This window comes from Nonomuraea sp. NPDC059007, from assembly GCF_042740555.1.
Lineage (GTDB): Bacteria > Actinomycetota > Actinomycetes > Streptosporangiales > Streptosporangiaceae > Nonomuraea.
Genome location: NZ_JBHYJD010000059.1, coordinates 1 through 24,041, shown reverse-complemented (window position 1 = coordinate 24,041; position 24,041 = coordinate 1). Strand labels below are relative to the sequence as shown.

Genomic DNA, 24,041 nt, shown 5'->3' with positions numbered 1-24,041 from the left:
CATCACCACTTTCCCTCGCGCACCGCGAAACGGCGCAGTTTGCCGGTCGGGGTGCGCGGCAGCGCGGGGCGTACCTCCACGCTGCGCGGCACCTTGTACGGGGCCAGCCGGCGGCGGGCCAGCCCGATCAGCTCGCCCTCCAGGCCGGGTCCGGCCGGGCCGGTGAGGACGACGAACGCGCGCAGCCGTCCGGCGCCGCGCTCGTCGCGCACGACCGCCACGGCCACCTCGGCGACCGCGGGATGCTCGGCCAGCACCCGTTCGATCTCGACGGGGGAGACGGTGATGCCGCCGACCATCTCCATGTCGTCGGCCCGGCCGCAGTGCTTGAGCGCGCCGCCGTCCACGTACTCGGCCAGGTCGCCGGTGCGCAGCCAGCCGCCGCTCAGGGCACGGGCGGTCTGCTCCGGCCGCTCCAGGTACTCGATCATGACCGCGTCGCCGCGTACCCAGATCTCGCCCTGGCCGAGCGTGACCAGCGCGCCGTTCTTGTCGCGCAGCGCGACCTCGTAGCCCGGCAGGGGGCGGCCGATGGTGCCCGGTTCGTCGCTCCAGGCGGTGTTGGAGCAGAACGCGTGCCCGGCCTCGGTCGAGCCGAGCTGGTCCAGGACCGGGGCGCCGAGCAGGTCACGGGCCCGTTCGCCCAGCTGGGCGGGCAGGGGTTCGCCGGCGGAGACGGCCAGCCGTACCGTGGAGAAGGGGCCGGGCGGGCAGTCGGCGAGCAGGTTGGCGTAGGCGGTCGGGACGCCGTACAGGAGCGTGACGCGGTGGCGCGCCACGGCCTCGGCGAGGTCGCCCGGTGCGGCCCGGTGCGGCAGCAGCACCGCCGATGAGCCGGAGAACAGCGGGAAGACCAGCGCGTTGCCGAGGCCGTAGGCGAAGAACATCTTCGAGATCGACAACGTCACGTCGTCGCGGGTCACCCCGGTCACGCCGGTCCCGGCCGCGCGCATGTAGCGGGCGAGGTCGGCGTGGCGGTGCAGCGCCGCCTTGGGCGTGCCGGTCGTGCCCGAGGTGTACTGCGCGTACAGGGGAGTCCGGCCGCTGACGCTCCGCACGGGCCCGGCGGGCGCGCTCGCCGCCAGCGCCGTCAGCCGCTCATCGGCCAGTACGGCACAGCCGCCGAACCGCCCCGCGAGGTGGTCGTCGCTGACCACGAGCCGCGCCCGGCAGTCGGCGGCCATGAAGGCGTGGTCGCCGGCGGTCAGGTCGGGGTTGACCGGCACCGCCACCGCGCCCAGCCGGGCCGCGCCCAGGAACGCGCTCACCCAGGCGATGCCGTCGCCCAGGGCGATCAGCACCCGGTCGCCGGGCCGTACGCCGTGACCGGCCAGGACGGAGGCGGCACCGGCGGCCAGCGTGTGCACCTCGCCGTGCGTGTAGGAACGGCCGGGCGCGTGGAAGGCGGGCAGCTCCCACCACCCTTCGCGCCGGGCCAGGGCGGCCAGGTGGGTGGCGCAGTTACCGGCCGGTTCCCCGTCCGGCGGGGCGGAGCGTTGCCGGGGCAGGAGCTCACGCATGGCATGTCCTCGGGAGGGTGAGAGGGGCGATCACGAAGGCGCCGTCCACGGGACCGACCGGCCACCAGCCCCGAGCGACCAGCCCGGCGAGCGCCGCGTCCCCTCTTGGGACCGTGTTACCGGGGTCGTCGTGCCGGGCGGCGGGCGGTGTGTCACCGGGGTCGTCGTGCCGGGCGGCGGGCGGTGTGTCACCGGGGTCGTCGTGCCGGGCGGCGGGCGGTGTGCTGCCTGGGGCATCGGCCAGGGTGGTGGCGACCAGGGTGCCGAGCAGCCAGAGGATGGCGCCGGACTGGGCGAGGGCGTCGCCGTCGCCGGGCTCTGCGGGTTCGAGGCGCGGGGTGGCCACCAGCATGGCCACGTGTTCGGCCAGCTCCAGCCGGCTCTCGCGGCCCGCCGCCACCAGGCGCGTCCTGGCGCGGGCCCGGCGGCCATCCAGCGCGGCCAGCCAGCCGGGCTCCACGCGGTCGAGCAGCGTTGCGGGCACCCGGCCGGCCTGCCGCACCGGCAGGCCGTCCACCTCGTCCGGTACCCGGCCGGGCGCCGCGGACAGGCCGTCGAGCAGGGCGAGCACGTCCTCGCCTCCGGGCCCGAGCGCGGCGGGCAGGCCGGGAGGCGGGGCGGTCAGCTCGTAGTGGCGTTCCACCGCGTCCCCACCTCCGGATAGTCCAGGCCGAGCTCGTCACACAGCAGCACGCGGGTCCGCCGCACGAACTCGGCCCGCGACTCGTCGTTGCTCAGCCGCTTGATGCCCCAGCGCCGGAAGATCTCGTTGTTCCTGGAGTCGCTGCGGCCGAAGAAGGGCAGCGTCATCCGGATGAGGTGATGGGCCGAGTACCGCACCTCTTCACGCCGGGCGGGATCGGCGGCCAGCCGCGCGGCCGTTCTGGCGCCGAAGGAGACGTGGAAACGTTCCTCCCGCATCAGCGACCGGCACAACATGCGCAGCGGCACGTACGAGCATTCGCACAGGTCTTCCATCAGCACGACCTCGGCCAGATCCACGACGGCCTTGGTCATCACATATCCGGTCCACGATGTCACCTGATAGTCGAAGACGGAAAGCGGCGGCCTGTCCTGGTCGTCTTCGAGGCCGAGCTGCGCGGCGAGTTTGTTGAACTTCAAATGATGTCCGTATTCCTCCATCGCCATTCTGCAGGCCAGCCATTTTTCGTGCGGAGTGGGTGCGAGTGAAATGGAGGGCTCGTCGAACACCGCCGCGCCCGCCGCCTCGTTGCGCACGTGGCTGTTGATGATCTTGCCGAGCGCGGTGACGTACTCCTCGCCGAGCGCGTGCGCCGCGGCGGCGTCGTGGACGTCGTCCATCAGCATCTGGGGCATATCGACGGAAGTTAAGGGCGGTTGGCGAGAGCGGCAAGTGCCCGGACGGGCACCTCGAAAGAGGGGGTGGTGACTTTTTGAGGTGTACCGAAAGGGCACGTTATTTCTTTCTCCGCAGAACACGCGCTTCCGGCCGGGTAGTTAGGTAAGGCTAAATTAATGACTGAACGGCTAGTCAGCGAGCGCCCAAAGAAAGTTCGGCATTTGTCGTGTGCTTCCGCCGCGTGCCAGCGTTGTTGACTATGACGGAAACAGCGACGCGTCTGCCTTTTCAGGATCGGCTGCTTTCCGCGCCTGAGCTCGAGGCGCCGGTGAGCGAGCTGACCGGGCTGGCCTGCCGTGCCGTGCAGATGGTTCCCGGTGGTGGGCTGGTGCTGCTGGTGGAGGCGGACGGCGATCGCGGGCCGTCGGCCGCGCGGGTGCGGGCCGCCGTCCTGGACGCCTGCGGCGAGGTGGCCGAGACGGTGGTGACACTCGCCCCGGGCTCGCTGGCGGGGGAGACGGCCGAGTTGGTGAACTTGTTGCGGCGCGGCGCGTTGCCCGTGCTGGCGACGGACTCGCTGGCCGTACCGGCTGGACGGGATGAACGGGACGTTTCGGAGACCAGCTCGCGAAGACCGCGGCGGCCGGATCTCGGACTACGGGAGATCGCGCGGGCGGCGGCCGAGTTGCTCGGGGTCGCGCCCGAGGCGCTCGGAGCGCAGGACGATCTCATCGCCCTGGGCGCCGACTCCATCCGGATCATGCAGCTCGCCAACGACTGGCAGCGCCAGGGCGTCGTGGTCAAGTTCGGCGACCTGATGGAGTCGCCGACGCTCGCCTCCTGGCACACCCTCCTGAACTCGGGCGGTCCGGTCGCACCGCCGCCCCCGCAGACCGGGCCGCCCGACCGGCACGCCCCCTTCCCGCTCACGCCCCTGCAGCACGCCTACTGGTTCGGCCGCCGCGACCGCCAGGTGCTCGGCGGCGTCGGCTGCCACTTCTACGCCGAGTTCGACGGCCGCGGCCTCGACCCCGACGCACTGGAACGCGCCGCCCGCGCCCTGTTCGACCGGCACGAGCTGCTGCGCGCCCGCTTCCTCGACGACGCCACCCAGCAGATCCTGCCGCGGAGCCCGTGGCCCGGCCTCACCGTCCACGACCTGCGCGAAGCGGCGGACACCGAGGCGCGCCTGCTGGCGGTGCGCGAAGGCCTCTCGCACCGCCGCCTGGAGGTGGAGCGGGGCGAGGTGCTCGACCTGACGCTCTCCCTGCTGCCGGACGGCGCCCACCGCCTGCACGCCAACATCGACCTGCTCGTCGCCGACGTACGCAGCATCCAGATCCTCCTGGAGGACCTGGCCACCCTCTACCGGGGCGGCACCCTGCCCCCGCTGACCTACGGCTTCCCCGACTACCTCGCCGGGCAGGAGCGGCAGCGCGCCGCCGACCGGGAGGCCGACCGCCGCTACTGGTCCGGACGCCTGCCCGGCCTGCCGCCGGGTCCGGCCCTCCCGCTCGCTGTCGAGCCGGGAAAGCTGGAACGGGTACGGGTGGTCCGCCGCGACCGCAGGATCACCGCCGCCGACCGGGAACGCCTGTCCGAGCGAGCCCGCGCCCACGGCCTCACGCTGCCGATGACGCTGGCCGCAGCGCTGGCCGAGGTCGTCGGCGCGTGGAGCGCCTCGCCCCGGTTCGTGCTCAACGCCCCGCTGTTCGACCGGAGCCTGCCGCACCCCGAGGTCGAGCACATGGTGGCCGACTTCAGCAACCTCATCCTGCTGGAGGTGGACCTGTCGCGGCCGCAGACGTTCGCCGAGCGGGCCGCCTCGCTGCAGGCGCGCTTCCAGCGCGACGTGGCGCACTCGGCCTACACCGGCGTCGAGGTCCTGCGCGACCTCAACCGCGGCAGCCGCCACGACCAGGTGAGCGCCCCGGTGGTGTTCACCAGCGCGCTGGGCATGGGCGACCTGGTCACCGAGGACGTCCAGCGCGGCCTCGGCACGCTCGGCTGGATGGTGTCGCAGACGCCGCAGGTCTGGCTGGACCACCAGGTGGTCGAGGTCGACGGCGGCCTGCTGGTCAACTGGGACGCCGTCGAGGACCTCTTCCCGCCCGGCGTCCTGGACGGCATGGCCGCCGCCTACGACCGCCTGATCGACTGGCTCCTGACCGAGGACTGGTCCGCGCCCCCGCCCCACCCGTCCCGCCCCGCTCCAGAAACGACCGAGACGCCCCTGCCCGGGGGCACGTTGCACTCCCGTTTCTTCGACCGGGCCCGCCGCGATCCGTCCCGGATCGCGATCCGTCCCGGCCTCTCCTATGGCGAGCTGTCCGATCGGGCGCTGCGGGTGGCGGGCTCCTTGGTCGAGCAGGGTGTACGGCCGGGCGACGCCGTGGCCGTCTGCCTGCCGAAGGGCGCCGACCAGGTCGCGGCCGTGCTGGGCATCCTGGCGGCCGGAGCCCTGTATGTCCCGGTGGGCGTCGACCAGCCCCAGGCCCGCCGCGACCAGATCCTGCGCCGCGCCGGAGCCCGGCTCCTGCTCACCGACCTCCCCTCCGGCCCGCCACTGGAGGCTCCGGTCGAGGTGGATCCGGAGGCGAGCGCGTATGTGATCTTCACCTCGGGCTCCACCGGTGAGCCGAAGGGTGTCGAGATCTCCCATCAGGCCGCGGTGAACACGGTCGTGGATGTCAACCGGCGCTTCGGTGTGACCGGCGAGGATCGGGTTCTGGCGGTGTCGGCGCTGGACTTCGATCTGTCGGTGTGGGACGTGTTCGGCCTGCTGTCGGCAGGCGGCTCCCTCGTCATGATCGGCGAGGACGAGCGCCGCGACGCCGCCCGCTGGGCCGCTCTGGTGGCCGAGCACGGGGTGACCGTGTGGAACACCGTCCCGGCCCTGCTCGACATGCTGCTCACGGGCACCGAGTCCGCGCTCACCTCGCTGCGCCTGGCGATGGTCTCCGGCGACTGGGTGCCGCTCGACCTGTCCGCCCGGCTCGCCGGTGAGGCCCCCGGCTGTGAGCTGATCGCGCTGGGCGGGGCCACCGAGGCGTCGATCTGGTCCAACTACTGCCCGGTCCCGGCAGACGTGCCGTCCGGCTGGGTCTCCGTCCCCTATGGCAGACCGCTGACCAACCAGTGCTTCCGCGTGGTCGACGGGCTCGGCCGGGACTGCCCGGACTGGGTGGCGGGCGAGTTGTGGATCGGCGGCGCCGGGGTCGCCAAGGGGTACCGGGGCGATCCGGAGACGACGGCCGCGAAGTTCACCGGCGGCTGGTATCGGACCGGCGACATGGGCCGCTACTGGCCCGACGGCACCCTGGAGTTCCTGGGCCGCCGCGACCACCAGGTCAAGATCCGCGGCCACCGGATCGAACTCGGCGAGATCGAAGCCGCCCTGCTCACCCACCCCCACGTCGAGCGCGCCGTCGCCACCAAGATCGACCGCCGCCTCGCCGCCGTGGTCGTCAGCGACGGTGACCTCGGCGACCTGCCCGACCGGCTGACGGAACGGCTTCCGCCGTACATGATCCCCGACCGGATCGTGCCCGTGCGGGACCTGCCGCTCACCCCCAACGGCAAGATCGACAGGACGGTGGTGCGAGGCATCCTCGCCGGCCATGAGCAGCGCGACGAGCCGTTCGAGCCGCCGCTGCCCGGCGTGGAGAGCGCCGTCGCCGCCATCTGGGCCGAACTGCTGGAGCTGCCCGCGGTCGGCCGCGACCAGAGCTTCTTCACGCTGGGCGGTGACAGCCTGCTGGCCACCCGCCTCATCACCCGGCTGCGCGAGGGCGGCGTGTCCGGTGGGCGGCTGACGAACCTGTTCGACCATCCCGAGCTCGCCGCCTTCGCCGCGACCCTGACGCCGGGGCGGGAGGAGGGCGAGCGGGCCGCGCTGCGCGCCGACCCGGAGCACCGCCACGAGCCCTTCCCGCCCACCGACGTGCAACGCGCCTACTGGCTCGGCCGCACCGACGACTTCGCGCTCGGCGGCGTGGGCTGCCACTTCTACACCGAGTACGACCTGGAGGACCTCGACCTGCCCCGGCTGGAAGCGGCCTGGAACCGGCTCATCGAGCGGCACGCGATGCTGCGCGCGGTGTTCCTGCCCGACGGCACCCAGCGGGTTCTGCCCGAGACGCCCCGCTTCGCCATCGCGGTCACCGAGGCGGGCGAGGACGCCGACGAGGCGCTCGCCGGGCTGCGCGCGGACATGTCGCACCAGCTCATCGACGCCACCCGGTGGCCGCTGTTCGACGTGCGGGCCGTACGTTACGGCGCGGGCCGCACCCGGCTGGGCGTCAGCTTCGACAACATCATCCTCGACGCGCTCAGCACCATGACCCTCCTGCGCGAACTGGACACGCTCTACCACGACCCGGCCGCCGAACTGCCGCCCGCCGGGCCCTCGTTCCGCGACTACGTGCTGACGGTCAAGCCGGGCCCGCGGGCGCTGCGCCGGGCACAGGAGTACTGGTCGGAGCGGGTCGCAGAACTGCCGCCCGCCCCGCAGCTCCCGCTGGCCGAGGAGCCGGAGCGCGTCGGCCGCCCGCGCTTCACCCGCCGCCAGGCCCGCGTGCCCGCCGAGCGGTGGCAGGCCGTCAAGGACGCCGCCAGGGCACACGACCTGACCCCGTCCACGGTGCTGGCCACCACGTTCGCCGAGGCGCTCGGCGCCTGGAGCGCCCGCCGCGACATGACGATCAACCTGACCCTGTTCGACCGCCGCGAGGTGCACCCGGACATCGACACCGTCCTGGGCGACTTCACCTCGCTGCTGCTGGTCGCCTACGAGCCGGGCCGTACCTGGCTGGACAGCGCCCGCCGCCTGCAGCGCCGGGTCGTGCGCGACCTGGAGCACAGCGACGTCTCCGCGCTGTGGGTGATGCGCGAGCTGGCCAGGCGTACCGGTACGGCCGACGCCGCGATGCCGGTGGTGTTCACCAGCACGCTCGGCATGGACGCCACCCCGTCCGGCGCGCTGTTCGCCGAGCCGTTCTGGGGCGTCTCGCAGACGCCGCAGGTCTGGCTGGACCACCAGGTGGTCGAGGTCGATGGTGACCTGCTGGTCAACTGGGACGCCGTCGAGGACCTCTTCCCGCCCGGCGTCCTGGACGGCATGTTCGCCGCCTTCGCCGGGATGCTGGAGCGCCTGTCCACCGATGACTGGGCCGCCGCCGTCCCCTGCCTGACCCCGTCGGAGCAGCTCGTCGCCCGCGCCGGCGCCAACGACACCGCCACCTCCCCGCCCGGGGGCACCCTCCACTCCCGTTTCTTCGACCGGGCCCGCCGCGATCCGTCCCGGATCGCGATCCGTCCCGGCCTCTCCTATGGCGAGCTGTCCGAGCGGGCGCTGCGGGTGGCGGGCTCCTTGGTCGAGCAGGGTGTACGGCCGGGCGACGCCGTGGCCGTCTGCCTGCCGAAGGGCGCCGACCAGGTGGCCGCCGTGCTGGGCATCCTGGCGGCCGGGGCGCTCTACGTGCCCATCGGCGCCGACCAGCCGGAGCTGCGCAGGGAGCGGATGCTCCGCCGCGCCGGCGTCCGCCTGACCCTCACCGACCTGCCCTCCGGCCCGCCACTGGAGGCTCCGGTCGAGGTGGATCCGGAGGCGAGCGCGTATGTGATCTTCACCTCGGGCTCCACCGGTGAGCCGAAGGGTGTCGAGATCTCCCATCAGGCCGCGGTGAACACGGTCGTGGATGTCAACCGGCGCTTCGGTGTGACCGGCGAGGATCGGGTTCTGGCGGTGTCGGCGCTGGACTTCGATCTGTCGGTGTGGGACGTGTTCGGCCTGCTGTCGGCAGGCGGCTCCCTTGTCATGATCGGCGAGGACGAGCGCCGCGACGCCGCCCGCTGGGCCGCTTTGGTGGCCGAGCACGGGGTGACCGTGTGGAACACCGTCCCGGCCCTGCTCGACATGCTGCTCACCGCCGACCGGGGCACCCTGGGATCACTGCGCCTGGCCATGGTCTCCGGCGACTGGGTCCCCCTCGACCTGTCCGCGAGGCTCAGCCGTGCCGCCCCCGACTGTGAGCTGATCGCCCTGGGCGGGGCCACCGAGGCGTCGATCTGGTCCAACTACTGCCCGGTCCCCGCCAAGGTGCCACCGGAATGGGTGTCGGTCCCCTACGGCAGGCCCCTGGCCAACCAGTGCTTCCGCGTCGTCGATGCTGCGGGCCGGGACTGCCCCGACTGGGTGGCGGGCGAGTTGTGGATCGGCGGCGCCGGGGTCGCCAAGGGGTACCGGGGCGATCCGGAGACGACGGCCGCGAAGTTCACCGGCGGCTGGTATCGGACCGGTGACATGGGCCGCTACTGGACTGACGGCACCCTGGAGTTCCTGGGCCGCCGCGACCACCAGGTCAAGATCCGCGGGCACCGGATCGAACTCGGCGAGATCGAAGCCGCCCTGCTCACCCACCCCCACGTCGAGCGCGCCGTCGCCACCAAGGTGGATCGCCACCTGGCCGCCTTCGTCGTCCCAGCCGGGGACCTCGGTGACCTGCGCGACCGGCTCGCCGACCGCCTGCCCTCCTACGCCGTCCCCGCCACGATCACCCCGCTGGACGACCTCCCGCTCGGCGCGAACGGCAAGATCGACCGCGCCGCCCTCGCCCGCCTGGCCCGCGAACCCGACGGCCAGAGCCGCGACGCCCCGCCCGCCGGGCCCACCGAGCAGGCCCTCGCCGCGATCTGGCGGTCCCTGCTCGACCTGCCGGACGTGGGCAGGCACCAGAACTTCGTGACGCTCGGCGGCGACAGCGTCCTGGCCACCCGCCTGGCCGAGGAGATCAGGATCGAGTTCGGCGCCGACCTCCCGCTGCGGGAGCTGTTCGCCGGGCCGACGATCGCCGAGCACGCCGCCCTGATCGACCACCGCGACGACTCAGCCTTCGAGGAGGGCTCGCTATGACAGCCGGTCAGCTCATCGCCGAACTGGCCCGGGAGGGCGTCCACCTGTGGGCGGAGTCGGGGCGGCTGCGCTTCCGCGCCCCCAAGGGCGTCCTCACCGAGGAACGGCGCGCCCTGCTGGCCGCCCACAAGGAGGCGCTGCTGGAGCAGCTGAGCCGCCCCGCCCAGCCCGAGCTGCGCCCCGACCCGGCCGCCCGCCACGAGCCGTTCCCGCTCACCGACGTCCAGGCCGCCTACCTGCTCGGCCGGGGCGCCGCCTACGACTACGGCGGCACCGCCTGCCAGGTCTACGCCGAACTCGCCTTCACCGGCCTGGACCCCGGCCGCGCCGAGGACGCCTGGAACCGGCTGATCGAGCGCCACGACATGCTGCGCGCCACCGTCCACCCGGAGGGCTACCAGGTCACCGCCCCCGACCGGCCCCGCTACCGCATCGAGACCACCGACCTCACCGGCCGCCCCGCCGCCGAGACCGAGGCGCACCTGACGGCCGTCAGGGCCGCCATGGACAGCCGCGTCTACGATCCGGCGGCCTGGCCGCTGTTCGAGCTCCGGATCACCCGCACGGACGGACGCGACCTGCTGCACGTCTCCGTCGACTTCCTCATCGCCGACTACATGAGCATCCAGCTCCTGCTCACCGAGCTGAACACCCTCTACCAGGACCCCGCGGCGCACCTGCCGCCCCTGGAGATCACCTTCCGCGACTACGTGGCCGCCACCCGCGGCGAACGCGACGGCCCCGCCCGCGAACGCGACCGCGCCTACTGGGAGGAGCGCCTCGCCACCCTGCCCGGCGCGCCGGAACTGCCCCTGCGCGAGGACGAGCGCGCCCAGGCCGGCGGCTCGTTCACCCGCCACCGGGCCAGGTTCGCGCCCGGGCAGTGGCAGGCGTTGCGCGAGCGCTCCGCCGCGCACGCCATCACCCCCTCCACCGCCGTGCTGGCCGCCTTCGCCGAGGTCGTCGGCCGCTGGAGCCGCCAGCCCGCATTCTGCCTCAACCTCACCCTCCTCAACCGCCGTCCCCTCCACCCGCAGGTGGACGCGCTCGTCGGCGACTTCACCACGGTCAGCCTCCTTGAGGTGAACGGCTCCGCGCACGCCACCTTCGCCGCCCGCGCCGCCGCGCTCCAGGACCGGCTGTGGCAGGACCTCGACCACCGGCTCCACTCCGGCGTCGAGGTGATGCGCGAGATCGCCCGCACGAAGGGCCGCGACGCCGCCCTCATGCCGGTCGTCTTCACCAGCACCCTCGGGCTCGGCGAAGCCGGCGACGGCATGGGCGACGTGGTGTACGGCAGGAGCCAGACGCCGCAGGTGTGGATCGACTGCCAGGCCCTCGTCGAGGACGGGACCCTGGAGGTCAGGGCCGACGTGCGCGACGGCGTGCTCCCGGCCGGGCTGGCCGAGGACCTGTTCGGGGCGCTGCGCGAACTGCTGGCCGACCTGGCCGCCGGCGACGACGCGTGGGCGGCGGCCTCGCCCGTGGGGCTGCCGGCCGTACAGGAGGCGCGGCGGGAACGCGCGAACGCCACCGCGGCGCCGCGCCCCGGCGGGCTGCTGCACGAGCCGGTCGTCGCCCGCGCGTCCACCACCCCCGGCGCGCCCGCCGTCATCGCGGAAGACCGCACGCTGACATACGGCGACCTGCTCGCCCGAGCCACCGCCGTAGCCGAAACACTCACCCGACGCGGCCCCATGGCGGACCCCCTCACCCCCGCCACCGCCGGAGCGGAGCCCCTCACCCGAGGCGGCCCCGCGGCGCAACCCCTCACCCCCGCCACCGCCGTGGCGGAGCCCCTCGCCCGAGGCGGGGCGCCGGTGGCGATCCTCATGGACAAAGGCTGGGAGCAGGTGGTCGCCGCGCTCGGCATCCTGCTGGCCGGAGCCGCCTACCTGCCGGTCGACACCGGCCAGCCGCCCGCCAGGCGCGCCCGCATCCTGGCCGACGCCGGTGTGGACACCGTCCTGACCCAGTCGTGGATCGGCGAGCGTCCCGACGGCGTGCGCTGCCTGGACGTGGACACGCTGGCGCCCGTCACCGCCTCCGTCCCCCGAAGCGCCGCGCGGCCGGGCGACCTGGCCTACGTCATCTACACCTCGGGCTCCACCGGCGACCCCAAGGGCGTGATGATCTCCCACGAGGCCGCCCTCAACACCGTCGCCGACATCAACCGCCGCTTCTCGGTGACCCCGGCCGACCGCGTCCTCGGCCTGGCGGCGCTGGGGTTCGACCTGTCCGTCTACGACGTCTTCGGCGTCCTGGCCGCGGGCGGCACGCTGGTGCTGCCCGGCGCCGCGGGCAGGGGAGACCCGGCCCGCTGGGCCCGGCTGGTCGCCGAGCACGGCGTCACCCTCTGGAACTCCGTGCCCGCCCAGCTCCAGATGCTGGAGCACTACCTGGCCACGCAGCCGGAGACCGCCCTGCCGACGCTCCGGCTGGCCCTGCTGAGCGGCGACTGGATCCCGATCACGCTGCCCCCGGCCATCCGCGCCCGCCTGCCCCGGCTCGACCTGGTCAGCCTGGGCGGCGCCACCGAGGCGTCGATCTGGTCGATCTTCCACCCGATCGGCGAGCCCGAGCCCGGCTGGACGAGCGTCCCGTACGGCAAGCCGCTGGCCAACCAGACCTTCCACGTGCTGGACCACCACCTGCGCCCCTGCCCCGACTGGGTCGCGGGAGAGCTGTACATCGGCGGCGCGGGCGTAGCGCTCGGCTACCTCGGCGACCCGGGCAAGACCGCCCGGCGCTTCGTCGGCCACCCCGTGACCGGCGAACGCCTCTACCGCACCGGCGACCTCGGACGTTACCGCGAGGACGGGCTGATCGAGTTCCTGGGCCGCGAGGACCGGCAGGTCAAGATCCGCGGCCACCGGATCGAACCGGCCGAGGTCGAGGCCGCGGTCCAGGACCATCCCGCGGTCGCCGCCGCGCACGTGCTGGTGGACGGCGACGGCATGGAGCGCCGCCTGGCCGCGTTCGCCGAGCCGGCCCGCCGTACCCCGGAGGTCATGGACGGGGCGGCGGAGGAGCTGCGCGCGGCCGGATCGCGCGCGGGCGACCCGCACACCGCGCACATCTCCCGCGAGGAGCTGACCGAGTTCATCGCCCGCCTGGACCGGGCCGCGGTCGTCGGCATCGTGCGTGCCCTCGCCACCCGCGGCCTGTTCCGGCAGGTGGGGGACACCGCCACGACCGAGCAGGTCATCGCGGCCCTCGACGCCGCGCCCCGCCACCACCGGCTGGTGCGCCGCTGGCTGCGCGTGCTGGAACACGAGGGCTACCTCGAACGCGGCCCCGCCGGCGTGCGCACGGCCGTCCGCACGGCCGGTCCCGGCGACCTGGACGCCGCCTGGCGCGCGGTCGGCGAGCTGCAACGCGAGGACAGCTACCCGGCCGAGCTGATCGCCTACTTCAGGACCAGCACCGCCCACCTGCCCGAACTGGTCAGGGACGAGTTGGACCCGCTGCCGCTGCTGTTCCCGGAGGGCCGCCTGGAGATCTCCGAGGCCGCCTACCGGGAGAACATCATCAGCCGCTACGTCAACCACGCCGCCGTCGAGATCCTGCGCCGCATCGCCGCCGGGCACCCCGGCCGCCTGCGCGTGCTGGAGGCGGGGGCGGGCGTCGGCGGCACCAGCGCGCGGACGATCCCGGCCCTGGCCGGGCACGACGCCGACTACCTGTTCACCGACGTCTCGCCCTTCTTCATCAACGAGGCCCGCGCCCGTTTCGGCGAGCTGCCCTGGGTGCGTTACGGCCTGTTCGACATCAACGAGGACTTCCGCGCGCAGGGCTACGTGCCCAACGACTTCGACGTCATCCTCTGCGCGAACGTGCTGCACAACTCCCGCCACGCCGGCCGCGTGCTGGAGCGGCTGGTACGCATGCTGCGCCCCGGCGGCTGGCTGGTCTTCATCGAGACCACGCGGGACAGCTACCAGATCATGACCTCGATGGAGTTCATGATGCCGGACAAGGACCCCCGCAAATGGGACTACGAGGACCTGCGCCAGGGCCTCGACCAGACCTTCCTCGGCCGGGACCAGTGGCTCGGCCTGCTGCGGGAGGCGGGCGCCGGCGCGACCGTCTGCCTGCCCGGCCCCGGCGACGTGACCGGCCCGCTCGGCCAGAATGTCTTCGCCGCCCGGTTCAAGACCGACCGGCGGCCCCTGGACGTCGCGGGCCTGGCCGGGCACCTGGCCAGGCGGCTGCCCGACTACATGATCCCGGCCCACCTGCAGATCGTCGACGAGCTGCCGCTGACCGCCAACGGCAAGGTGGACACCACCACGCTCCGCTCATGGCTGCCCCGCGCCGCCGCGAGCCGCGCCTCGGCCGGTGGGCCGCCCCGCGACGACCTCGAACGCGCGCTCGCCGGCGTGTGGGCCGAGGTGCTCGGCGTGGGCACGGTCAACCGCGACGACGACTTCTTCGACCTCGGCGGCGACTCGCTGGTGGTCGCCAAGCTGGCCGCCACGCTGCGCGAGCGCGTACCGGCCGCGGCCGATGCGCACTGGGACGACCTGGTCCGCCGCATCCTGCACCAGCCCACCGTGGCCGCGCTCGCCGACGGCCTGCGCGACGGCGCCGCCGACGAGGACGGCGCCCCCGCCGAGCGCACGCCGCTGATCCCGCTCGGCGGCGACCCGCCCGGCGACGGGCCGCTGCGCGTGCTCGTCCACGAGGGCAGCGGCACCCTCACCCCCTACCGCGCGCTGTCCCGGCTGCTGACCGCCAAGGGCGGCCCGCTCGCCGGACTCGCGATCACCGACGTGGACGCCTACCTGGCCGAGGAGCCGCGCGGCCTGATCGCCCGCCGCGCCGCCCGCTACGCCCGCACCCTCCTGGAGACCGGCGCGCACTCCTTCCACGTGGTCGGCTACTGCATGGGCGGCCTGCTGGCCACCGAGGTCGCCAGGAACCTGACCGAGTCCGGCGCCGACGTCAGCGCCCTCACCGTGGTCAGCAGCTACACGCTGCCCCGGACCATCGAGGACGACCTCGTGGCCGAGTACGTCTTCGCCAAGGTCATGGGCGTGGACCCGGCGGCGGCCGGCTACCCCGCCGACGAGGAGCTGATGGCGAAGGTCTTCGCCGCCCTGCTACGCGAGGACCCCGGCCACGTGCCCGCCGGCTCGGTCACCGCGCTGACCGGCGACCTCGCCCCCGCCGCCGCGGCCTTCCGCGCCCAGGCCGCCCGCCCGCAGGCCGAACGGCTGGCCGCGATCGGCCACGCCGCCACCTCCGGCGCCGCCGGCCCCGACGTCGAGCGGCACGTCGCCACGTCCTTCCAGGTGGTACGGCACAGCCTCCTGGCCGTCGCCGCCCACGAGCCGGAGCCGTACGCGGGCGACATCGCCTTCCTGCGCCAGCGCGGCGGCACGAGCTTCCTGCCGTGGCTGCGCGACGACATGACCGGCTTCTGGCGGGAGCTGTGCCTGGGCGAGCTGACCGTCACCGACGTGCCCGGCGACCACTTCACCTGCCTGCGCCCGCCCCACGTGGACGAGGTCGCCGCCGTGCTGGAGGAGTCATGACCATCGGCGTGAGCGGATGCTACGGCGCCGTCGGCCGCGCGGTGACCCGACGGCTGCCCGGCCCGCTGCGGCTCGGCGGCCGGGACCCCGCCCGGGTGCGCGCCCTGGCCAGGCCGGACGACGAGGCCGTCACCCTGGACCTGGACGACGCCGCCGCGCTGGCCCGGTTCTGCGCCGGGTGCGAGGTGGTGGTCAACTGCGCGGGGCCGTCCTCGGACATCCGCGACACCGTGGCCAGGGCCGCGCTGGCCGCGGGAGCGCACTACGTGGACGTCGCGGGCGACCGGCTCGACCTCGACCTCCTCACCGGCCTGGCCCTGCGGGCGCCCGGCGGGCCGCGCGGCGCCGTGCTGGCGGCGGGCATGATGCCGGGCCTGTCCGCGCTGCTGCCGCGGGCGATGGCGGGGCCCGCGCCGTACCGGCTCGTCGCCCATGTCGGCGGCCTCGACCGCTTCACCAAGGCCGCAGCCCTCGACTACATCGCCTCCCTGACCGGCGAGTACGCCACCCCGCAGGCCGCCTGGCGCGGCCACCGGCAGGTCCGCGGCGCGCTGCGCCCGCTCGACCGGGTACGGCTGCCGCACTTCCCCGGCCGGGTCAGCGCCTATCCCTACCTCAGCCGCGAGAGCGCCCGCCTGGCCCGCGAGCTCGGGCTGGCCGAGGTCGAGTGGTGGGGCGTCTTCGACGGCGAACGCGCCCCGCGCGCCCTGGCCGGCGCCGCGGACAGGGATCCCGGGCAGGCGGCCCGGGACCTGGAACTGGCCGCCCGGCTCGACGCGGTGGGGCGGGAGCCGTACTTCCAGCTCGTCTTCGACCTGGACGGCAGGATTCTGATCACGCGCGCCGCCGACAGCTACGAGCTGACCGCCGCGGTCGCCGCGCGCGCCGGCAACCCGCACGCGGCGGGACGGGTGGCGCCGGGCGCGCACGAGGCCGCCTGGGTGCTCGACCCGGAGCGCGTGCTCGGCGACCTGCGCGCGGACCCGGCCGTGCGGGTCACCTCCGGCGTCGAGGAAGCCGTCGTCGAGGAGGGGGTCCTGTGAACTCACAGCCGCGCGTGCTGGTCTGCGGGACCGGCTTCGGCCGGATCCACCTGGCCGCGATCGCCGCGCCCGGCTCCGGGTTCCGGCTCGCGGGCATCCTCGCCAAGGGCGGCGAGCGCTCCCACGCCTGCGCGCGAGAGGCGCGGGTGCCGCTCTGGACCCGCGTCGAAGACGTGCCGGACGGCGTCGACCTGGCCTGCGTCGTGCTGCTCGGCGCGGTGAACGGCGGCCCGGCCAGTGAGGTCGCCGCCGCGCTGACGGCCCGCGGCGTGCATGTGCTGCAAGAAGGGCCGCTGCTGCGCGACGAACTGGCCGGGCTGCTGCGCGCCGCCCGCGAGCACCACACCGTGTACCAGGTCAACAGCCACTACGTGCACCTGCCGCCGGTGCGGCGCTTCATCGCCGCCGCCCGCGCGCTGCGCCCCCTCTACGTCGAGGCGGCCTGCGGCGTGCAGGTCTCCTACCACCTGTTCGACATCCTGGGCCGGGCGCTCGGCGGGCTGCGTCCCTACGAACTGCCCGCGCCCACCGGCTCCGGCCCCTTCCGCACGATCGACGGCACCCTCGCCGGGATGCCGTTCACGCTGCGCGTGCAGAACCAGCTCCACCCCGCCGACCCCGACAACCACGCCCACCTGCTGCACCGGATCACCGTCGGCGCGGACGGCGGCACGCTCACGCTGGCCGGCACCCACGGCCCCGTCCTGTGGTCGCCGCGACCCCACCTGCCGGAAGAGGCCAGGAAGAGCACCAGGTTCGCCGATGCCGCCGACCCCGGCCTCGACCTGCCCGCCACCACCGTCATCGGCCCAGCTCAGACGCCTGGCTACCGCGAGATCCTGGCGACTCACTGGCCCGCGGCGGCCCACCGCGCGATCAGCGGCCTGTGGAAAGCCGCCGGTGACAGGATCGATCCGCTGCGCGAGGGGCAGTACTACCTGTCGGTCAGCGGGATCTGGCAGGCGATGGCCGCCTCCCTGGGATTCCCCGAGCGGCTGTCCGGTCCGCCGCCCCGCCCGATGCCCGCCGCCGAGCTGATCGCGGCCGCCCGTACCGAACTGGAGGACTCACCGGCATGACCACGACGACCACCCGGCAGCGCGAGCAGTGGCTGCGGCCCCTGCGCGTCCAGGAGGTGCCCAGGCTGCGCCTGGTCTGCTTCCCGCACGCCGGCGGCGCCGCCGGGTTCTTCCGCACCTGGGCCGCGCGCCTTCCCGAAGGCGTCGAGCTGTACGGCGTGCAGTACCCCGGCCGCCAGGACCGCCTGCGCGAACCCTGCGCCGCGACCATGGACGAGCTGGCCGGACCGGTCGCGGCCGCCCTCGCCCCGATGAGCGAGGTGCCGCTGGCCCTGTTCGGCCACAGCATGGGCGCCGCCGTCGCGCACGAGACGGCCCGCCGCCTGGAGAGGCTGCTCGGCGGCCCGATCGCGGGCCTGGTCGTCTCGGGACGCCCCGCGCCGCACCTGGCCCGCCCGGCCCAGGTGCACCTCGGCGGCGAGCGGGCCCTGCTGGAGGACCTGCGCAGGCTCGGCGGCACCAGCGACGAGGCCCTCGACGACCCCGCGCTGCGCGAGCTGATCCTGCCCACGCTCGCAGCCGACTACCGGCTGATCGAGACCTACCGGCCGGACGAGACGGCGCCGATCGCGACCCCGATCTGCGCCGCCGTCGGCGCGGCCGACCCCGAGGCGGACCACGACGAGGCCGCCGCCTGGAAGGGCTGCACGACGGGCCCGTTCCGGCTCAGGGACTTCCCCGGCGGCCACTTCTACCTCGTCCCCCACGAGAGCGAGCTGGTCGAGCAGGTGCTGCAGTTCTGCGGCCTGCCCGGCAGCTGGCCCTCGACCCCGTAACCGAAGAAGAGGAGACATCGGGCATGAGCGTCGAGAAGGAACTGCGAGAGCTCGAGGAGCAGGGCTGGGCGGCCATCTCGGTCGGCAACGGCGACTTCTACCGCGAGCTGGTCACCGACCGCACGATCTGCGTCGAGCCCGACGGCCCGCAGACCGGCGCGGAACTGGCCGCCGACATCGAGGCCAACAAGGCCCCCTTCGACGACTACACGCTGGAGGACGTCAAGGTGCTGGAGCTCACCGGCGACGCGGCGCTGATCACCTACCGCGCCACCGTCCGGCTCAAGGAGGCCGGGTTCGCCTTCCAGCTCTACATGACCAGCGTCTACGAGCGCGGCGGCAGCGCCTGGAAGCTCGTCTTCCACCAGCAGACGCCGGTGAAGCAGGACGGCTGACGGCCACCACATCGAGGAGATGAGCGGCATGAACGGAGGGGGAGTCGAGGTCGAGGGCCTGCGCAAGGTCTTCGGCGACAAGACGGCCGTGGACGAGGTGTCCTTCGCCGTCGAGCCGGGCGCGGTGGTGGGCCTGCTGGGCCCCAACGGCGCCGGCAAGACCACGGTGATCAACTGCCTGAGCACACTCCTGCCGCTCGACGGCGGCAGGGCGTCGGTCGCCGGGCACGACGTGGCGGGCGACCCGTCGGGCGTACGCGCGTCCATCGCGCTGACCGGCCAGTTCGCCGCGGTCGACGACGTGCTGACCGGACGCCAGAACCTCGTGCTGTTCGGCAGGCTGCTCAAGCTCGGCAAGGCGGCGGCCACGGCCCGCGCCGGGGAACTGCTGACCGGGTTCGGCCTGGCGGACGCCGCCGACCAGCCCGTCAAGTCCTACTCCGGCGGCATGCGCCGCCGCCTGGACCTGGCCGCCAGCCTGGTGGTCAGCCGCCCGGTGATCTTCCTGGACGAGCCCACCACCGGGCTGGACCCCGTGGGCCGCCAGGAGATGTGGGACGTCGTCGCCTCGCTGCGCGACAAGGGCGTCACGCTGCTGCTGACCACCCAGTACCTGGAGGAGGCCGACCGGCTGGCCGACCGGCTCGTGCTCATCGACCGCGGCAAGGTGATCGCGGAGGGCACGCCCGGCGAGCTCAAGAAGCAGGTCGGCGGACAGGTCTGCGAAGTACGCGCCGAACCGTCCGAGGACGCCCTGCGCGCGCTGCGCGGCAAGGTGGAGAACGTCGAGGAGTCCGGCGGCCTGGTCATCGTCCGCGACGCCGACGGCGGCACGCTCGCCGAGGTCGTCGCCGCCCTGCGCGAGCGGGGCGTCGAGGCCGACGACATTCGGCTGCGCCGGCCCACGCTCGACGAGGCGTTCTTCGCGCTCACCGGGCACGGGCGCGAGGGGGCCGCGTCATGACGGCCAGGAGCGAGGCCGGGCTCGGCAACCTGTTCGGGCAGGGACTCCTGCTGGCCGGGCGCAACATCCGGCTCAACTCGATCGCCGACACCGTCAGCACGATGGTGATCTTCCCGATCATCTTCGTCTTCGGCTTCCTGGCCCTGTTCGGCAACCTGCTGCGGGTACGCGGCATCGACTACGCCCAGTTCCTGCCACCGGCGATCATCGTGCAGTGGATGTTCTCCGTGGCGATCACCGCGGCCTTCTTCGCCGCCTCCGACCGCCGCAGCGGCATGCTGGCCCGCTACCGCGCGCTCGCCATCAACCGGGGCGCCGTGGTGGTGGGCCGGATGGCCGCCGACAGCGTACGGGCGCTGCTGGCCATCGCGGTGATCGTCGCGACCGGCTACGTGGCCGGGTTCCGCTTCCAGGCCGGTCCCCTGGCCGCGCTGGGCTTCGCCGCCCTGTCCGTGGCGTTCGCGCTGACGATCTCGGCGGGCACCAGCGCGCTCGGGCTCGTCTCCCGCGACCCGGAGTCGGTCTCCTCGACCCTGCACGTCATCTACCTGCCGCTGCTGATGATCTCCTCGGCGTTCGTGCCCGCCGACGCCTTCCCCGCCTGGATCGAGCCGGTGGTACGCCACCAGCCGGTCACCGCGGTGCTGGACGCGCTGCGCGCGCTGGCCGAGGGCGGCCCGACGGCCGGGCCCGTGCTCAAGGCGCTGGCGTGGCTGGCCGGGCTGCTGGCGGTCTTCTCGGCGGCGGCCGTCCAGGCCTTCAGGAGGGCGACATGAGCACCCTTGCCGAGACCGGCCTGCTCGCCGGTCGCAATCTGCGCCGCTTCGTCAAGAGCCCGCAGCTCGTCGCGGACTCGGTGATGTTCCCGGTGATCCTGCTGTTCCTCATGCTGCTGGTCTTCGGCGAACTCGTCGGCCAGGCCACCCGCGGCTCCTACATCGACCGGCTCGCCCCGGTCATCGTGCTGTTCAGCGCCGCGTACGGGGCGGTCGGCACCGGCGTGGGCTTCTTCACCGACCTGCGGGGCGGCATCACCGACCGGTTCAGGGCCATGGACATCGGCCGGCTGCCGGTGCTGGCCGGGCGCATCGCCGCCGACCTGGCCAGGGCCGTGATCGTGGCCGCGTTCACCACGGCCGTCGCGTACGCCGCCGGGTTCCGGTTCGGTCAGGGGCCGCTGGCGGTGCTCGCCTTCTTCGCGGTGGTGGCGCTGTTCGCCTGGATCTTCCTCTGGCCGGCCGTCGTCGTGGCGCTGTCGGCCTCCAGCGAGCAGGCGGTCAGCGGGGCGCTCAACACGCCGGTGACGCTGCTGCTGTTCCTGTCGTCGGGGTTCGTGCCGGTCGAGCAGTTCCCCGGCTGGCTGCAGCCGGTGGTGCGGGCCAATCCGCTGTCGCTGGCCGGTGACGCGCTCGTCGGTCTTTCGAGCGGCGGTCCCGTTCTGGTGCCCGTGCTTTTCACCGCGGCGTGGGCGGTGGCGGTGACCGCCATATTGGCGCCGCTCGCCGTCCGCCTTTATCGGTGAATTATCGCTGCCGGAATTCGAGGAGGCGGTATTCGATGTGCCCTTTTTCCGCTGCGCATTTCGCGGCGCGCAGCGTCGTGGCCCGCCAGCCGCTTTCCTCGGCCAGCGCGCGCACCCGGTTCTCGTCGCCCAGGTCGGTGAAGCCGAGCAGCAGCCGGCCGCCCGGCTCCAGGTGCGCGGCGGCGTCGCGGAAGTAGGCGGCGTGCGTGGCGTAGCCGGGATCGAAGAACGCGCGCTCCAGCGCGTCGGCGGGCTCACCCTCGACGAAGTTGGAGTTCCAGTAGAGGAGATCGAACCGGTCTTCGCTGGTCAACGGCTCGAAAAGGTCGCCTTGGGCCGTGCGGACGACGTCGTCGACGCCGTGCCGTACGGCGTTGAGCCGGGTGTTGTCCACGGCCGCCGCGCTGAGGTCCAGTGCCGTCACCGAGGCGCAGCCGCGCAGCGCGGCCAGCACCGAGATGTAGCCGGTGCCGCTGCCGACCTCGCAGAACGAGCCGTGCAGGGGATAGGGCAGCCATTCGGCGTAAAGGGCCGACGACTGGGACAGGTGCGGGGCGTAGACGCCCGGCAGGAGATCCCATTCGAGGCCGAGCAGCTCGAAAGTCCGCGGAGTGGTTATTTCGCGATGGCGGGTGATGAGTTTCGCTGCGACTTCTTGCATGAATGCGATTATAGGCAATAGGGTTTCAACTGACCAGAGAATGGCAGGAGCAGAAAATGCTCACCGAAAACGCAGTGGATCCGATGCTGGAGTTCGCCCGCTGGGAGATGCCCGGCTTCGCCGTACTGGCCACGGCCGACCACCACGGCCGCCCCTCCGCCCGCTGGGTGGACGTGGCCTACGTCGACCACGGCTTCGTGTACTTCACCAACCACGCCAGCCGCAAGGCCGCCGACGTCGCGGTCAACCCCATGGCCGCCCTGTGCTTCGCCCTGCTGGAGAAGGGCCGCCAGGTCCGCGTCGAGGGCCTGGTCGCGCGGCTGGGCGAGGTCGAGTCCGACGCCCACTTCGCCACCCTGCCCCGCACCCTCCAACTGCTGGCCTGGAGCAGTGACCAGCGCACCGAGATCGGCGACCGGCAGGCCGTGCGCACCCGCTTCGACGACCAGCGCGCCCGCTTCACCGGCCAGGAGGTCCCGCGCCCCGTCCACTGGGGCGGCTACCGGCTCACGCCCCGCGAGATGGAGTTCTGGCAGCGCAGGGCCGACGAGATCCAGGACCGCGTCCGCTACCGCCACGCCTCCGGCGGCTGGCACCTGACGCGGCTGGCCCCCTGAGGAGGACCGCATGATCCCCGGATGCGTACCGTGGCCGGAGGAGAGCGCCCGCCGCTACCGCGAACTCGGCCTGTGGACAGGACAGACCCTCGGCTCCCTGCTCCACGCCCACGACGGGCGCACCGCGCTCGTCACCGCCACCGGCGAGCGCCGCACCTACCGCGACCTCGCCGAGCGCGCCGCCCGCCTGGCCACCGGCCTGCACCATCTCGGCGTACGGCCCGGCGAACGCGTCATCGTGCACCTGCCCAACTCCCCGGAGCTCATCGACACCCTGTTCGCCCTGTTCACGCTGGGCGCAGCCCCCGTACTCGCGCTGCCCCCGCACCGCCACGACGAGATCGGCCACCTCGCCGCGCGGACCGAACCGGCCGCCTACGTCATCCCCGACCGCCACCAGGGCTTCGACCACCGCGAACTGGCCCGCCGGATCCACGGCCCCCGCCAGGTGATCGTGGCCGGGCAGCCGGAGGAGTTCACCCCCCTCGACGCCCTCTACGCCGAACCCGCCGACCTCAAGCCGCCCGGCCCCGGCGACGTCGCGCTCTTCCTGCTGTCCGGCGGCACGACCGGCCGCGCCAAGCTCATCCCGCGCACCCACGACGACTACCTGTGCAACCTCCGGCTCAGCGCCGCCAACGCCCGGCTGACCGGGGACGACGTCTACCTGGCCGCGCTGCCCATCGCGCACAACTACGCGCTCGGCTGCCCCGGCGTGCTCGGCACCCTGCACGCGGGCGGCGCCGTCGCCCTCACCCCCACCCCCGGCCCCGACGACGCCTTCCCGATCATCGAGCGCGAACGCGTCACCGTCACCGGGCTCGTGCCCTCGCTCGGCCTGCTGTGGGCCGAGGCCGCCGCGTGGACCCCGCACCGCCTGGACAGCCTGCGCCTGGTGCAGCTCGGCGGCGCCGCGGCCGGTCCCGAGCTGGTCGCCGACGTCGAGGCGCGGCTCGGGCGGGTGCAGCAGTCGTTCGGCATGGCCGAGGGGCTGCTCAGCCAGAGCCCGCCGGACGACGGGCCGGACCTGCGGGCCGGCGCCCAGGGAAGGCCGCTGTCGGAGCATGACGAGATCCGCGTCGTGGACGAGTCGGGCGCCGAGGTGCCCGCCGGTCAGGCCGGTGAGCTGCTGGTGCGCGGGCCGTACACGATCAGGGGCTACTTCCGCGCGGACGACCACAACGCGCGGGCCTTCACCCCCGACGGGTTCTTCCGCACCGGCGACCTCGCCCGCACCACCCCGAGCGGCCACCTCGTCATCTGCGGCCGGGTCAAGGACGTGATCAACCGCGGCGGCGACAAGGTGCCCGCCGACGAGGTCGAGGAACACCTGCTGGCCCACCCGCACGTGCGCGCCGCCGCCGTGGTCGCCGTGCCCGACCACTACCTGGGCGAACGCACCTGCGCCTACATCGTCGCCGGGGCCGAACCGCCCACGCTCCCGGCCATCGGCGCGTTCATGCGCGAGCGCGGCGCGGCCGCCTACAAGATCCCTGACCGGGTGGTCGTCGTGCCCGGCCTGCCGCTCACCCCCGTCGGCAAGGTGGACAAGGCCCGGCTGCGGGACGAGGCGCCGTGATCGCCGCGGCCCAGCAACCCGACTGGGACGACCCGGCGCTGCTCGGCAGGGTCGTCGCCACCCTGCACGGGCTGCCGCCGCTGGTCGGCGCGCGCGAGTGCGACCGGCTCG

15 protein-coding genes are annotated in these 24,041 nt (G+C 73.7%); 11 read left to right on the top strand and 4 right to left on the bottom strand.

Going from position 1 to position 24,041, the window contains the following annotated elements:
* Positions 1–2 precede the first annotated feature (2 nt).
* From ACFWY5_RS50185 to ACFWY5_RS50175, 3 genes are read right to left on the bottom strand one after another with little or no spacing between them, the layout of a single operon-like run.
* Positions 3–1,520 carry an AMP-binding protein gene (locus tag ACFWY5_RS50185; protein WP_379612766.1) on the bottom strand — a complete coding sequence of 506 codons (1,518 nt, stop codon included), beginning with the start codon at positions 1,518–1,520 and terminating at the stop codon, positions 3–5.
* Entirely contained in the window at positions 1,513–2,163 is a 651-nt protein-coding gene (locus ACFWY5_RS50180) for a hypothetical protein (RefSeq protein ID WP_379639226.1), read from the bottom strand. The genes ACFWY5_RS50185 and ACFWY5_RS50180 overlap by 8 nt, the downstream gene beginning before the upstream one ends.
* Positions 2,142–2,858, bottom strand: coding sequence for a Phenylacetic acid catabolic protein (locus tag ACFWY5_RS50175; RefSeq protein WP_379639224.1), 717 nt, complete (start codon positions 2,856–2,858; stop codon positions 2,142–2,144). Before ACFWY5_RS50175 ends, ACFWY5_RS50180 begins: the two co-directional genes overlap by 22 nt.
* Before the next feature lie 311 nt (positions 2,859–3,169).
* Between ACFWY5_RS50175 and ACFWY5_RS50170 the strand changes: the two genes are divergently transcribed.
* Genes ACFWY5_RS50170 through ACFWY5_RS50130 form a run of 9 tightly spaced genes read left to right on the top strand, consistent with a single transcriptional unit; the run spans position 3,170 to position 21,073 of the window.
* Positions 3,170–9,754, top strand: a complete 6,585-nt coding sequence (locus ACFWY5_RS50170; RefSeq protein ID WP_379639223.1) for an amino acid adenylation domain-containing protein — start codon at positions 3,170–3,172, stop codon at positions 9,752–9,754.
* Positions 9,751–15,294 carry an amino acid adenylation domain-containing protein gene (locus tag ACFWY5_RS50165; RefSeq protein WP_379639222.1) on the top strand — a complete coding sequence of 1,848 codons (5,544 nt, stop codon included), beginning with the start codon at positions 9,751–9,753 and terminating at the stop codon, positions 15,292–15,294. Before ACFWY5_RS50170 ends, ACFWY5_RS50165 begins: the two co-directional genes overlap by 4 nt.
* Entirely contained in the window at positions 15,291–16,337 is a 1,047-nt protein-coding gene (locus ACFWY5_RS50160; RefSeq protein ID WP_379639221.1) for a saccharopine dehydrogenase NADP-binding domain-containing protein, read from the top strand. The genes ACFWY5_RS50165 and ACFWY5_RS50160 overlap by 4 nt, the downstream gene beginning before the upstream one ends.
* The gene (locus ACFWY5_RS50155; RefSeq protein ID WP_379639220.1) at positions 16,334–17,416 is read left to right on the top strand and encodes a Gfo/Idh/MocA family oxidoreductase; all 1,083 of its coding nucleotides are present in this window, start codon (positions 16,334–16,336) and stop codon (positions 17,414–17,416) included. Before ACFWY5_RS50160 ends, ACFWY5_RS50155 begins: the two co-directional genes overlap by 4 nt.
* Positions 17,413–18,192 (top strand): thioesterase II family protein, encoded by a 780-nt coding sequence (locus ACFWY5_RS50150; protein ID WP_379639219.1) that lies wholly within the window; start codon positions 17,413–17,415, stop codon positions 18,190–18,192. Before ACFWY5_RS50155 ends, ACFWY5_RS50150 begins: the two co-directional genes overlap by 4 nt.
* Positions 18,193–18,215: 23 nt before the next feature.
* On the top strand, positions 18,216–18,587 hold the full coding sequence (locus ACFWY5_RS50145) for a nuclear transport factor 2 family protein (RefSeq protein WP_379612757.1): 372 nt from the start codon (positions 18,216–18,218) through the stop codon (positions 18,585–18,587).
* Positions 18,588–18,615: 28 nt separating this feature from the next.
* Complete coding sequence (locus tag ACFWY5_RS50140; RefSeq protein ID WP_379639218.1) at positions 18,616–19,551, top strand: ATP-binding cassette domain-containing protein; 936 nt, start codon at positions 18,616–18,618, stop codon at positions 19,549–19,551.
* Positions 19,548–20,327, top strand: a complete 780-nt coding sequence (locus ACFWY5_RS50135; protein ID WP_379639216.1) for an ABC transporter permease — start codon at positions 19,548–19,550, stop codon at positions 20,325–20,327. Before ACFWY5_RS50140 ends, ACFWY5_RS50135 begins: the two co-directional genes overlap by 4 nt.
* On the top strand, positions 20,324–21,073 hold the full coding sequence (locus ACFWY5_RS50130; RefSeq protein WP_379639215.1) for an ABC transporter permease: 750 nt from the start codon (positions 20,324–20,326) through the stop codon (positions 21,071–21,073). Before ACFWY5_RS50135 ends, ACFWY5_RS50130 begins: the two co-directional genes overlap by 4 nt.
* Position 21,074: 1 nt before the next feature.
* On the opposite strand, the gene ACFWY5_RS50125 is transcribed toward ACFWY5_RS50130, so the two are convergent.
* Positions 21,075–21,734: a methyltransferase gene (locus ACFWY5_RS50125; RefSeq protein ID WP_379612753.1), complete on the bottom strand. Its 660-nt coding sequence runs from the start codon at positions 21,732–21,734 to the stop codon at positions 21,075–21,077.
* A 56-nt stretch (positions 21,735–21,790) separates the two neighbouring features.
* Here ACFWY5_RS50125 and ACFWY5_RS50120 point away from each other — a divergent pair, with 56 nt between their 5' ends.
* Complete coding sequence (locus tag ACFWY5_RS50120) at positions 21,791–22,351, top strand: pyridoxal 5'-phosphate synthase (protein WP_379639214.1); 561 nt, start codon at positions 21,791–21,793, stop codon at positions 22,349–22,351.
* A 10-nt stretch (positions 22,352–22,361) separates the two neighbouring features.
* Positions 22,362–23,930, top strand: coding sequence for a (2,3-dihydroxybenzoyl)adenylate synthase (locus tag ACFWY5_RS50115; protein WP_379639213.1), 1,569 nt, complete (start codon positions 22,362–22,364; stop codon positions 23,928–23,930).
* Positions 23,931–24,041 lie beyond the last annotated feature (111 nt).

Coding starts and splice junctions, on each gene's coding strand:
- ACFWY5_RS50185 (WP_379612766.1), bottom strand. CDS start 1,520: ATGCGTGAGCTCCTGCCCCGGCAACGCTCCGCCCCGCCGGACGGGGAA.
- ACFWY5_RS50175 (WP_379639224.1), bottom strand. CDS start 2,858: ATGCCCCAGATGCTGATGGACGACGTCCACGACGCCGCCGCGGCGCAC.
- ACFWY5_RS50165 (WP_379639222.1), top strand. CDS start 9,751: ATGACAGCCGGTCAGCTCATCGCCGAACTGGCCCGGGAGGGCGTCCAC.
- ACFWY5_RS50160 (WP_379639221.1), top strand. CDS start 15,291: ATGACCATCGGCGTGAGCGGATGCTACGGCGCCGTCGGCCGCGCGGTG.
- ACFWY5_RS50150 (WP_379639219.1), top strand. CDS start 17,413: ATGACCACGACGACCACCCGGCAGCGCGAGCAGTGGCTGCGGCCCCTG.
- ACFWY5_RS50145 (WP_379612757.1), top strand. CDS start 18,216: ATGAGCGTCGAGAAGGAACTGCGAGAGCTCGAGGAGCAGGGCTGGGCG.
- ACFWY5_RS50140 (WP_379639218.1), top strand. CDS start 18,616: ATGAACGGAGGGGGAGTCGAGGTCGAGGGCCTGCGCAAGGTCTTCGGC.
- ACFWY5_RS50135 (WP_379639216.1), top strand. CDS start 19,548: ATGACGGCCAGGAGCGAGGCCGGGCTCGGCAACCTGTTCGGGCAGGGA.
- ACFWY5_RS50130 (WP_379639215.1), top strand. CDS start 20,324: ATGAGCACCCTTGCCGAGACCGGCCTGCTCGCCGGTCGCAATCTGCGC.
- ACFWY5_RS50125 (WP_379612753.1), bottom strand. CDS start 21,734: ATGCAAGAAGTCGCAGCGAAACTCATCACCCGCCATCGCGAAATAACC.
- ACFWY5_RS50120 (WP_379639214.1), top strand. CDS start 21,791: ATGCTCACCGAAAACGCAGTGGATCCGATGCTGGAGTTCGCCCGCTGG.
- ACFWY5_RS50115 (WP_379639213.1), top strand. CDS start 22,362: ATGATCCCCGGATGCGTACCGTGGCCGGAGGAGAGCGCCCGCCGCTAC.